Here is a 12,940-nt window from a genome sequence, read left to right on the forward strand (position 1 = left end):
ACAATCTTGGCTGGAAGAGAATATCCATTAGAGAGAACCAGAAACATCGGTATTATGGCTCACATCGATGCTGGAAAGACTACGCTGACAGAGCGTATCCTCTATTATACCGGTGTTAACTATAAGATTGGAGATACTCACGAAGGTACTGCTACCATGGACTGGATGGAACAGGAGCAGGAAAGAGGTATCACAATCACTTCAGCTGCCACGACTTGCCATTGGACTTTGGAAGATCATACAAAGCCGAAGGCAGGAGCCCTGGAGCATCGTATCAATATCATTGATACTCCTGGACACGTTGACTTTACTGTAGAAGTAGAGCGTTCACTTCGTGTACTGGATGGTGCTGTAGGTGTGTTCTGTGCCAAGGGTGGAGTAGAGCCTCAGTCTGAAAACGTATGGCGTCAGGCAGACACATACAACGTTCCGAGAATGGCATTCATCAACAAGATGGACATCCTGGGAGCTGACTTCTACAATGCAGTAGATCAGATCCGTACCAGACTTGGAAAAAATGCAATCTGTCTTCAGTTGCCAATCGGTAAAGAAGACGATTTCAAGGGAATCATCGACCTGATGGAAATGGAAGCTTACATCTACAATGATGAAAAGGGTGATGACATTTCCGTTACAGAGATTCCGGAAGACATGAAAGATGAAGCTGAGCTTTATCACACAGAACTGGTTGAGAAGATCTGTGAGCTTGACGACGACCTGATGATGGAATACCTGGAAGGTGAAGAGCCGTCCATCGATGCATTAAAGGCTGTTCTGAGAAAAGCTACATGCGAGTGTACAGCCGTTCCGGTATGCTGTGGTACTGCATACAGAAACAAAGGTGTACAGAAACTGTTGGATGCAATCATCGAATTCATGCCTGCTCCGACAGATATCCCGCCGATCCAGGGCGTGGATGAGGATGGAAACGAAGTCGTAAGACATTCTTCAGATGAGGAACCGTTCTCTGCACTTGCATTCAAGATCATGACTGACCCATTCGTAGGTAAGCTTGCTTACTTCAGAGTATATTCAGGAACTGTTAATTCAGGATCCTATGTACTGAATGCAACAAAAGATAAAAAGGAACGTGTAGGACGTATCCTTCAGATGCATGCAAATAAGAGACAGGAACTTGACAAGGTATATTCCGGAGATATCGCAGCAGCGATCGGATTTAAGTTCACAACAACAGGTGATACTATCTGTGACGAACAGCATCCGGTAATTCTGGAATCCATGGAATTCCCAGAGCCTGTTATCGAGCTTGCAATTGAGCCTAAGACAAAAGCTTCCCAGGGTAAACTTGGAGAATCTCTTGCAAAACTGGCAGAAGAAGACCCGACATTCCGTGCACATACTGATCAGGAAACAGGTCAGACCATCATTGCAGGAATGGGAGAACTTCACCTGGAGATCATCGTAGACAGACTTCTTCGTGAATTTAAGGTAGAAGCAAACGTTGGTGCTCCGCAGGTAGCATACAAAGAATCCATTACAAAACCGGTTGATGTAGACAGCAAGTATGCAAAACAGTCCGGTGGTCGTGGACAGTATGGACACTGTAAAGTTAAATTCGAGCCAATGGATGTCAATGGTGAGGAAACTTACAAATTTGAATCCAGTGTCGTTGGTGGATCTATTCCGAAGGAATACATTCCGGCCGTAGGCGAAGGTATCGAAGAAGCTATGAAGTCCGGTATCCTTGGCGGATTCCCGGTAGTAGGTGTTTACGCAAACGTATATGACGGATCTTATCATGAAGTCGATTCAAGTGAAATGGCATTCCACATTGCAGGTTCTCTTGCATTCAAGGATGCTATGAAGAAAGGATCTCCGATCCTGCTTGAGCCTATCATGAAGGTGGAAGTAACAATGCCTGAAGAGTATATGGGAGATATCATTGGTGATATCAACTCACGTCGTGGACGTATCGAAGGTATGGATGACCTGGGAGGTGGAAAGATCGTTCGTGCATATGTACCGTTGTCCGAGATGTTCGGATACTCAACAGACCTTCGTTCCAGAACTCAGGGACGTGGTAACTACTCTATGTTCTTCGAGAGCTATGAGCCGGTACCGAAGTCTGTACAGGAAAAAATTCTTTCCAATAAGAACGATTAATAAAAATCCTATAAAAGGCTTGAAAATTCAAGGGATTTGAAATATAATCAGAATTAACCGAGTAAAATCGAGACCTAGTAGAAATGCCTGAAAACAGGCGATATAATAAGGAGGATATTCAAAATGGCTAAAGCTAAATTTGAAAGAACAAAACCGCATGCTAACATCGGAACCATCGGTCACGTTGACCACGGTAAAACTACTTTGACAGCTGCTATCACAAAAGTACTTTCTCACAGAGTAGAAGGTAACGCTTCTGTCGATTTCGAGAACATCGATAAAGCTCCGGAAGAAAGAGAGCGTGGTATCACAATTTCTACTGCTCACGTTGAGTATGAGACAGAGAAACGTCACTATGCACACGTTGACTGCCCAGGACATGCTGACTACGTTAAGAACATGATTACTGGTGCTGCTCAGATGGATGGAGCTATCCTTGTAGTAGCTGCAACAGACGGAGTTATGGCTCAGACAAAAGAGCATATCCTTCTGTCCCGTCAGGTAGGTGTACCGTACATCGTAGTATTCATGAACAAATGCGATATGGTAGACGACGAAGAGCTGCTTGAACTTGTAGAAATGGAAATCCGTGAACTCCTTGATGAGTATGAATTCCCAGGAGATGACACTCCGATTATCCAGGGATCTGCTCTGAAAGCTCTGGAAGATCCAGACGGAGAGTGGGGAGACAAGATCATGGAACTTATGGATGCTGTTGACGAGTGGATCCCGGATCCGCAGCGTGATACAGATAAGCCGTTCCTGATGCCAGTAGAGGACGTATTCTCTATCACAGGACGTGGTACTGTTGCAACTGGTAGAGTAGAGCGTGGTACTCTTCACGTATCTGACGAAGTTGAAATCATCGGTATCCACGAGGATGTTAAGAAGACAGTTGTAACCGGAATCGAAATGTTCCGTAAACTTCTTGACGAGGCTCAGGCTGGAGATAACATCGGAGCTCTGCTTCGTGGTATCCAGAGAACTGAAATCGAAAGAGGACAGGTTCTTATCAAACCAGGTACAGTAACATGCCACAAGAAATTTACTTGCCAGGTTTACGTACTGACAAAAGATGAAGGTGGACGTCATACTCCTTTCTTCAACAACTACAGACCACAGTTCTACTTCAGAACAACTGATGTAACTGGTGTTTGCGAGCTGCCAGAAGGAACAGAGATGTGCATGCCTGGAGATAACGTAGAAATGACAGTTGAACTGATTCACCCAGTAGCTATGGAAGAGGGTCTTGGATTCGCTATCCGTGAAGGTGGACGTACAGTTGGATCTGGAAAGGTTGCTAAGATCATCGAATAATCATAATCTGTTAACAGAATATCAATTCAGATATATACCCCAGAAGCTTAGGCTTCTGGGGTTTTTCTGTATCTTAAGATTAAAAATATTATTTTTATGTGATTTACCAGTCTTTGGATTGATAAAGAATATCAAAGTCTGCGCAGAAGAAATTGTGTTGAAAGAAATTATATATTTGTAATGAATAAGAAATCTCTGTTCAAATGTTTAGCGATATTTAATATTTGAATGGAGATTTTTTATGGACAAATAAATATGGCGGAAGTATAATGAGCAAAAAGAAAGGGGAGATTTTTATAAGAGAAGCACCAGAAAAATTCAAATTGGAAGACACAACAATATGGTCCTTTCCAGAAAGAGGAAGTTGGGCTACACATTCGGGAAAATATCGAGGAAATTGGTCCCCATACATTCCCAGAAACCTTATTTTACGTTATTCAAAGAAAAATGATTGGATACTAGATCAATTCTTGGGCAGCGGTACAACATTGATAGAAGCAAAGTTATTAGGAAGAAATGCTATTGGTGTTGATATAAATTCCGAAGCCATCAAACTATCTAACACAAATCTTAATTTTACTTGTCAAGAAAGCTCAAAAATTTTCACAAAGCAAGGAAATGCAACTGAATTATCGTTTATAAAAGATGATAGTATAGACCTTATCTGTACACATCCGCCATACGCAGATATTATACGATACAGTAAGAAAATTCCGGGAGATATTTCACACTTAAAATATGAGGAATTTTTGACGGTATTGGAGCAAGTCGCAAGAGAAGCATATAGAGTGCTGAAGAAGCAGGGAATATGTGCATTTATGATCGGAGATATACGGAGAGCAGGTTATGTGTTGCCGCTAGGAATGAATTCTATGCAGAAATTTGTTGATGCAGGATTTAAACTTAAGGAAATTGTTATAAAAGAACAGCATAATTGTCGATCAGCTGATTATTGGGACGGAAAAGAAAGAAACTTCTTAATGTTGGCACATGAGTATATTTTTATATTAAAAAAATAGACGACTATAAATCATAAATATATCGAAAATAAGAACGAATGTTTGCACAAAAGTATGCGATCGCTGAAATAAATGTTGATACTGCTGAAGTCGCATGATAGAATAACGACATAGCAATATTTTAGAAAAATGAGTTTGAGGTTAAAATATGGCAGTTAGTTATAAAAAATTGTGGAAATTACTTATTGATAGAGATATGAAAAAGAAGGATTTATGTGCGGCTGCAGGTATTAGTCATGCTTCAGTAGCAAAACTTGGGAAAAATGAAAATGTTACTACAGATGTGCTGGTGAAAATTTGCACTGCTTTAAAATGCGATATCAGTGATATCATGGAAATAATAGAGATTGAAGGGGAAAAGGCGTGATGGAACAAGTTTTAAAGAAAGAAAAACAGATACATGCAAAGCCAATCATGAAATGGGCTGGTGGAAAAACTCAGATGTTAGGTGATATCATGCCTAAGATTCCTCGAAAATATGGAAAGTACATAGAGCCATTTATTGGCGGTGGTGCGTTATTTTTTGCATTAAGTCCGGATAAAGCAATAATTGCAGATAGTAATCCAGAACTGATCAATATGTATCGGCAGGTTGCGGATAATGTAGAAGTTGTTATTTCATACTTGAAAAAATATAAAAATACAAAAGAAGATTTTTATGAAGTACGTTCATTAGATTGGCTTAAATTAAAAAAGGAAGAAGCTGCAGCAAGAACTCTTTATTTGAATAAGACATGTTTTAACGGATTGTATCGTGTTAATAAGAAAGGTCAATTTAACGTTCCTTTTGGTAAATATAAATCTCCTAATTTTTGCGATGAAGAAGCTTTATGCGCTGCTTCGGAAGTGTTAAAAAAAGCAACTATAACATGTGGAGATTATCTTTCAGTATTGAAAGAATATGCAGAACCAGGAGATTTTGTCTTTTTAGATCCTCCGTATTTACCCATATCAGAATACTCGGATTTTAAGCGGTATACAAAAGAACAATTTTATGAAGAAGATCATATAGAATTGGCGAAGGAAGTCAAAAGATTACAGGAGTTAGGATGCCATGTATTATTAACAAATTCCAATCATCCATTGGTTCATGAATTGTATGCTGATTATAAGATTGAGGTTATTCAGACAAAAAGGTATATCTCTTGTAATGGTAGTAAACGGAAAGGTGAAGATATAATAGTAGATATTTTGCCAAAACAGAAAACTATGTTAAAAATTGTTCCGAAACCTTTGCCTGAACAGGTAATGAAATATCCGGCAACTAGATATATGGGTTCAAAAAGCAAATTATTACCACAAATTTGGGCGGTGGCTTCACAATTTGATTTTAATACGGTAGTAGATTTGTTTTCTGGATCTGGAATTGTTGGCTATATGTTTAAAACGCAGGGAAAAACTGTGATTAGCAATGATTATATGGCAATGTCAGCAACCTTTACTAAAGCAATGGTGGAAAATAATAGTGTTGTATTACCATTGGACGAGGCAAAAAAGTTATTAATCGAAAAAAAAGAGTCTGATCATTTTGTAGAAGAGACCTTTCAAGGTCTGTATTATAAGGATGAAGAGAATAAGTTAATAGATATTTTAAGAACTAATATCGCTGGTATTAGAGATCAATATAAGAAAGCAATTGCAATGACAGCATTGATTAGAGCCTGCACGAAGAAAAGACCGAGAGGAATTTTTACATATACCGGAGATCGATATAATGATGGAAGAAAGGATTTACAGAAATCTTTAGAACAGCAATTTCTGGAAGCTGTGGAAAGTATCAATAATGCAATTTTTGATAATGGGTGTGAAAATAAATCTAAACATGGAGATGCAATGGAAGTAAAAATTAAACGTCCAGATTTAGTATATATTGATCCACCGTATTATTCTCCATTGTCAGACAATGAGTATGTCCGTAGATACCATTTTGTTGAAGGGTTGGCACGAGATTGGAAAGGTGTAGAAATACAGGAAAATACAATAACAAAGAAATTTAAATCATATCCTACACCGTTTTCAACTAGAAAAGGTGCTGCAGATGCATTTGATAAGTTGTTTAAAAAGTTTTCGAATAGTATTTTGATTGTATCTTATTCCTCAAACAGTCAACCAACACAAGATGAAATGGTTGCACTTATGTCAAAATATAAGGAACATGTGGAAGTGGTGCCGATAGATTACACATATTCTTTTGGAAATCAAAAACATGCTAAGACAAATAGAAATAAAGTACAAGAATATTTATTTGTTGGGTTTAATGGAGAAGATGTATGGAAGAAAAAATAGATATTTGGTTAGTGGGTAATACCGGATTACGGAATCCAAATAGAATACAGGAAGGTTTTAAAGCGTTTGCAAATTCGCCATATGTGGGAAAACTTCGTGGGAAAGAGAATGAAATTGGCTTTATGAACTTTCTTAATGATCAAGGAATTATTCAAAATGAAGTTGGGAAAGATACATCTGGCAGTCATGCACGTAAATGGCGTTTGATGTTTTCGAAAAATGGTTTTATTTATCCACAAGTGAAGAAAAAGGATGGAGATCAGAATGAACTGGGAAATCTGGATGATATAACACCTTTTGGACGAACATTTTTAAAGGCGGATACATATCCGGCAGTACAAGAATGCTATTTAAGAGCATTAAGTGTTGAACAATTTGCTATGCCAGATGGAAAGTCTTATTTTTCTCCATTGAGATGGATATTGGCAATTATGTTGGAGTTAGAGAAGCGAACAGGAAGCTCAGAGATTGCAAGAATAGAGTTTGCATTATGGGGACATACAACCAATCCGAGTTATTCAATTGGAGAGATCGTGGATAATATTTTGGATTTGCGTGCTCGTAGAAAACAAGCTTTATCAAAACGTAACTTTGACAAGAAGGAAGTTACAGAACGTGGAAGGTACTATGATAAGAAGGCAGATAATTTTCTTGACTATAGTGACATGAACATGCGTTACCTACGTATTTCTGGAATATTGCAACGAAAAGGAAGAGGAATGGTTATTGCTCCGGCTAAGCATATTTTGGCTGAGAAATTAGCAAAGTCAACATCAAATGAAGAATCTCTAATGATTCAATATAAGCGACTATGCGAGGGTGCAGAATTACCAACAGATAATGAAGATACAGCTAAAGTATTACTGAATGACTTAATGAAGCAAATGAAAAGCAGACAAATTTTGTTTGATATTTCTGATCTTCCGTTGAACACTGCGACAGAAATTAATATTGCCAGACGGCGATTAGAAGATTTGCTATCCAAAACAGACGAAATTCAATATGCAAAAGAGCAATGTAATCAATGGCAAGAAATTGCTGATTATATGGAATTGTTGATCAAAGGTGGTGGGAAGCATACATATGATGATGACAATGTTATAGAAGTACCAAAAGATGAAACACCAGCATATTTAGAATGGATTTTATGGAGAGCATCTTTAGCTATAGATCATATGGTCAATAAACCTTATGAGGTAAGAGGATTTAAACTTGATTCGGATTTTCTCCCGGTATCTGCAGCAGGCGGTGGAAAAGGTGATCTGTATTGTGAATTTAACGATTTTACAATTTTAACAGAAGTTACGATGTCTACATCATCACGCCAGGAAGCAATGGAGGGAGAGCCTGTAAGAAGACATGTATCAGATGCGGTTTTAAAATACGATAAGCCAGTTTATGGAATGTTTATTGCAGTAAAAATAGATACGAATACAGCAGAAACATTCAGACATGGAATTTGGTATGCACGAGGAGATATAAAGCAGAGATTGGATATTGTGCCGTTAACATTAGCGCAATATAGAGAATATTTTATGGCAATGTTTAGAACTGGTCATGCTAGTCCGGAAAAATTGCGGGAATTAATTTTACTGTGTGAAACTAGAAGAGATATTTTAAACGCACCGAGATGGAAAGCGTATATAGGTACGGCGATCAATGAAAAAATAAGTAGAATGGAACAACAAAAAGGTTTTGCGGAAAAAGAGAAAAATCAGGTTATTTCGCCTGGAGCATTGGTGTATAGTCCAATTGCTGGAAAAGGTCAAGTAATAGCTATTGAAGTGAGTTTGCCTAATTGTCAAACAAAATCTGCTAAATTTCCATATTTAAACGATATTCCAGATGAAATAAAAATTGATTCAGATGGAAGAAAAGTGTATCATGATCGTTTTGGCGAAGGAACAATATTTGCATATACAATAGCTTTTAAAAATGCAATTATTTCGTTATCTTATCCGGGAAATTTTGAAAAGAACAGCATAAGAATTATGGAGTGAAAAATATAATATGAATGTGTTAACATTAGATTTGGAAAACTGCTATGGAATTCAAAAAATGCAGCAAAATATTGATTTTTCTAAGAATAATATAGCAGTTATTTATGCTCCGAACGGGACGATGAAGTCCTCATTTGCAAAAACATTTGAAGCGATTAGGGATAGGAAAACAGTAGAAGAAAAAGTTTATGGTTGTAAAAGCAAATATTCAATTACAGATGAGGGCGCAGTGGCAATTAGCCCGGAGACAATAATGGTTATTAACCCATTTGATGAAAATGCGTATGAAAATCAAGGAACGTTGATGGCAAATGAATTGTTAAGAAGGCAATATATACAAATTTATAAAAATATTGATCAAAGCAGAGAAGCAATGTTTGGAAAAATAAAAGCCTTATTAAAATATTCGAGTAGAAGCAGTTTTGATGCAGAAAGTAGTATGTTAAATGATTGGGAGTATACGAAGAAAGATTTATTTTTGTGTTTAAAAGACATAGAAGCTAAATTACATGACTCGGAATTACAATGTGCACTAAAGGAAGAAGAATTGGATTATAATACGTTATTTAATTCCAAAGTATATTCTATGGTTACTTCTGGAAAAACTTCTGAGTTGATTGAAGAGTACGAGAAGAAGTATAGTGAATTGTTGGAAAAATCGCTATATATGCAGAAAGGTGTAATAGATCATAATAATTATGCCAACATAAGTGAATCTTTGGGAAATAATGGATTTTTTGGGGCAAAAAATGAAATTCGACTTGTTGCCAAAGATGGAAGCACGTCGGTAATGCTGAGAACACAGGATGAATTGAATGAGCTAATAAAAAAAGAAAAAGAGCAGGTGTTAAACACTAAGGAATTAAAAGATCTATTTGACAAGATTAATAAGGCTATTAGTAAAAATAAAGACACACAAGCGTTCAATGCATATTTACAACAGCATCCAGATATAGTTTCAGAATATCGGAACATTGACAAATTTAAAAAGAAAGTATGGATAAAAGCTTTTGGCATATATCAAACAGAATTACATGGTTTGCTGGAGGATTATGATAAAGCACAAAATGATTTAAAACAACTAAGAGATAAGGCGAAAAGTGAAACAACTGATTGGAATAGGGCGTTGGCTCTATTTAAAAAAAGATTTTTTGTTCCATTTTCAATAGAACCAGCAAATCAAGAGGATGTTATATTAAATTTAGATATGCCAAGTTTTAAATATATTTTTGATGATAATAGAGGCTCTAAAGAGATTTCGAAGGAAGATTTGTTAGATGTCTTGAGCATGGGGGAAAAGAGAGCATATTATATTTTAAATCTAATATTTCAAATTTTGGTTGCTCAAAAGGAAGAACGAGAAAAACTTATCATTTTAGATGACATATCAGAGTCTTTTGATTATAAAAATAAGCATGCAATAATAGAATACATCAGTGATATTTCTGAGTATACTAATACGCAGGGTGAAAAAGTATTCAAAGTAATTTTACTCACTCATAATTTTGATTTTTACCGAACTGTTGCATCACGTATTACTAAGCGGGGAAATTCATATATTGCATACAATGATAATGGAAAGATAAATTTTGAAAAAGGGCAGTACATAGGAAATTTATTTGGACATTATAAGAACGAAATTGAAAAAAATGGTAAAGATAACATAGTTGTTGCATCAATTCCGTTTGTTAGAAATTTAATAGAGTATACAGAAGGCACTTCGAATCCAGATTATCTTAGGCTGACAAGCTTGTTACATTATAAGCCGGACACAATAACTATTGAGTTATGGGAGATTGAAAAAATATTTAATCAATATTGGTGTAAAAGTTCAAATGTAAATTTTGCAAAAAATAGAGAAACAGATCATATATACGATATTATAATTACTGAAGCGGATGCAATTTTGCCGGTTGAAAAATTGGAAATAGAAAATAAGTTGATATTGTCCATGGCAATTAGACTTAAATCTGATGAATATATGATTCAAAAAATTTCTAATGAGGTGGCAAATGGAACATCTATTATAAACAGTATATATCAAAAAGGTAATCAGAGTGCTTTCTTGTACAAAGAATATAAAAACAGTATAAATGATGAGGCAATGGAAATTTTAGAGGAAGTTGTTATGTTGGCTCCAGAAAATATTCACTTAAATTCATTTATGTTTGAACCTATTTTGGATATGTCTTTATTGCATTTGTACGATTTATATCAGAAAGTTAAGAATCTGTTGGTGTAAAGGTATGTGATAACACCATGATAACAAAATTTCCAAAAACCACACGGACACAGCGGAAAATCCACATTTTCTCACAAAAAATGAACGAAAAATAACCATTTAGCCTCTGCAACACACCATTCTGATACCGTGAAGGTGGACGTACAGTTGGAACTGGAAAGGTTGCTAAGATTATCGAATAATCATAATCTGTTAACAGAATATCAACTCAGATATATACCCCAGAAGCTTAGGCTTCTGGGGTTTTTCTTGTGTTCAGGAAAGATTAAAGGATGGAAAACGGCTCAAAAACGGCTCTTTGAACATCTAAGAATAGAGTTTGGGGATAGAATATGATAAAATGTGAGAGAAAAATCTGTATTTATTAGATGGATGAAGTATCAATAAATATGAAATACTAGAAATAAATAATAGTGATGCATAAGAAAGGCGGTCTATATGGGAAAAAGAATAATTTCTGTGTTGATAATTTTCGGGATTTGCCTATCTGTGACTGCCTGTTCGCAAGTGGAGAATCTTTTTGATATTATGGATCGGATTACTGATAATCCTTTGAGCGGAAAAAGTACAGATGAAAGAATTATTATGTCCTTGGAAGATACATATCCGGAACACACTTTTTCAGCAATAAATTCATTTGACAATGATAAAGGAGAAGGGGTTTTTTCTGACGAAAACGGAATAGAATTCAGAGTACACAATCTTATTTATAATAATGCATATCACTTTGGCTGTGAAGATGACTATTTGGAAACAATTTTAAATGAGCAAAATTATATTAGCCAGGCATCAGATATAGCTACAAAGTATGGATATGTTTTAGCATATGATGAAGAAAATGAAATTGTATCTATTCAATATTCGGCAGATTTTCAGCAAACAGACGATTTTTCATATTATTCAAAAATGGTGTATGAAATTCTGAATGTAGTGGAGGTACCAACGGTTATTGATCCGGATACTGAGTTTTCAACAGGGGAAGTGAATTATTATAGTCGACCTTGCATGGGAACATTGTTGTGTGATATTACCTATAATACTTCCAAAACAAGTTTGAGAATTAGCTTTGAAGATAAGGATTTATCTGAAGAACAGATCAAAGCAAAATTTAAGGAAAAATACCAATGGCTAAAAGAAACACAAGAATAACAACTTAGTATTATGGTGAGGATAGACGATGAAAAAAGAAAAATACTTATATTGATACTTTTGGTGTCTGCAGTATTGCTGTCAGGTTGTATTTGCTCCTAATATAAGAGGAAAAGAATTTCAAAAAGAAGTGGATGATTTTTTGGAATTTTACAACAAAACAGCAAAAGATGGGACATGGCATAAGGATGATATTTTCTGTGGCATTCAAAACAGGGAATCTATGCGCAGGAAAAGGCTTGTGAAGATTATCAATCAATGTTGATATATGGAAATACAAGAGAATATTATACGGTTGACAGAGAACTTTCCGTTGATTATTTTAAAACCTTTTTGAAGAGGAGTACAAGTTACAAAGAACTTCAGAATGAGATTGGAGAGCCCAATGGGAAACTGCTAAATGGTGAATTTATTTATGAAATTACGCAGGGAGTGAATGAAAAAACATATATAACTTGTGAAGTTCTAAGAGATAAAATCATTAAATTAGAAGTGTGTAATGAAGAAGAAGTGATTGAGTCGATTTATGAAAAAAATTCTGAAGAAAATTAAATGGAAATTTTATTTACGCGAAGCAACGAGCCAAAGTCTGTGCTTGCACAAGACCTTGGCGGTGCTAAGCGCCAGTGACGCTTGTTCAGCACCGACCGAAGTGGAACGTAGATGCCGCGATAACTTGAGAAATTCGCAACGCGTGTTTCTAATAGTTTGGGAGGGGAGAAGGATGTTGTGCAAAAAATGTCATACAGCACTTTGATAAAATAGTATCAATTAATAGAAAAATTCAATAAATAACCGATGAT

Annotated in this window: 9 protein-coding genes; all 9 read left to right on the forward strand. The window is 36.0% G+C overall.

Translation table 11 applies throughout. From position 1 onward, the window contains the following. Nucleotides 1–6 precede the first annotated feature (6 nt). The 9 genes from fusA (at nt 7) to KGMB01110_RS10960 (ending at nt 12,689) form a co-directional block, all read left to right on the forward strand. Nucleotides 7–2,124, forward strand: a complete 2,118-nt coding sequence (fusA, locus tag KGMB01110_RS10920; protein WP_117603650.1) for an elongation factor G — start codon at nt 7–9, stop codon at nt 2,122–2,124. A gap of 123 nt (nt 2,125–2,247) precedes the next feature. Continuing rightward, nucleotides 2,248–3,441 carry an elongation factor Tu gene (tuf, locus tag KGMB01110_RS10925; RefSeq protein ID WP_117888523.1) on the forward strand — a complete coding sequence of 398 codons (1,194 nt, stop codon included), beginning with the start codon at nt 2,248–2,250 and terminating at the stop codon, nt 3,439–3,441. A 269-nt stretch (nt 3,442–3,710) separates the two neighbouring features. Further along, complete coding sequence (locus KGMB01110_RS10930; RefSeq protein ID WP_119298337.1) at nt 3,711–4,460, forward strand: TRM11 family SAM-dependent methyltransferase; 750 nt, start codon at nt 3,711–3,713, stop codon at nt 4,458–4,460. A gap of 148 nt (nt 4,461–4,608) precedes the next feature. After that, nucleotides 4,609–4,827 carry a helix-turn-helix domain-containing protein gene (locus KGMB01110_RS10935; protein WP_019163073.1) on the forward strand — a complete coding sequence of 73 codons (219 nt, stop codon included), beginning with the start codon at nt 4,609–4,611 and terminating at the stop codon, nt 4,825–4,827. Continuing rightward, nucleotides 4,827–6,746, forward strand: coding sequence for a Dam family site-specific DNA-(adenine-N6)-methyltransferase (locus KGMB01110_RS10940; RefSeq protein WP_119298339.1), 1,920 nt, complete (start codon nt 4,827–4,829; stop codon nt 6,744–6,746). The genes KGMB01110_RS10935 and KGMB01110_RS10940 overlap by 1 nt, the downstream gene beginning before the upstream one ends. Further along, a complete protein-coding gene (locus tag KGMB01110_RS10945) occupies nt 6,731–8,746 on the forward strand; it encodes an AlwI family type II restriction endonuclease (protein WP_119298340.1) in 2,016 nt (671 codons plus the stop codon). The genes KGMB01110_RS10940 and KGMB01110_RS10945 overlap by 16 nt, the downstream gene beginning before the upstream one ends. 10 nt (nt 8,747–8,756) lie before the next feature. Beyond that, nucleotides 8,757–10,988: a hypothetical protein gene (locus tag KGMB01110_RS10950; RefSeq protein ID WP_119298343.1), complete on the forward strand. Its 2,232-nt coding sequence runs from the start codon at nt 8,757–8,759 to the stop codon at nt 10,986–10,988. A 438-nt stretch (nt 10,989–11,426) separates the two neighbouring features. Beyond that, the gene (locus tag KGMB01110_RS10955) at nt 11,427–12,137 is read left to right on the forward strand and encodes a hypothetical protein (RefSeq protein ID WP_136626690.1); all 711 of its coding nucleotides are present in this window, start codon (nt 11,427–11,429) and stop codon (nt 12,135–12,137) included. Between the two features lie 258 nt (nt 12,138–12,395). Beyond that, entirely contained in the window at nt 12,396–12,689 is a 294-nt protein-coding gene (locus KGMB01110_RS10960) for a hypothetical protein (RefSeq protein WP_119298346.1), read from the forward strand. The last annotated feature ends 251 nt before the right edge of the window (nt 12,690–12,940 follow it).

The sequence above is a fragment of the Mediterraneibacter butyricigenes genome (genome assembly GCF_003574295.1).
In the GTDB taxonomy this organism is placed as follows: Bacteria; Bacillota; Clostridia; order Lachnospirales; family Lachnospiraceae; genus Mediterraneibacter_A; species Mediterraneibacter_A butyricigenes.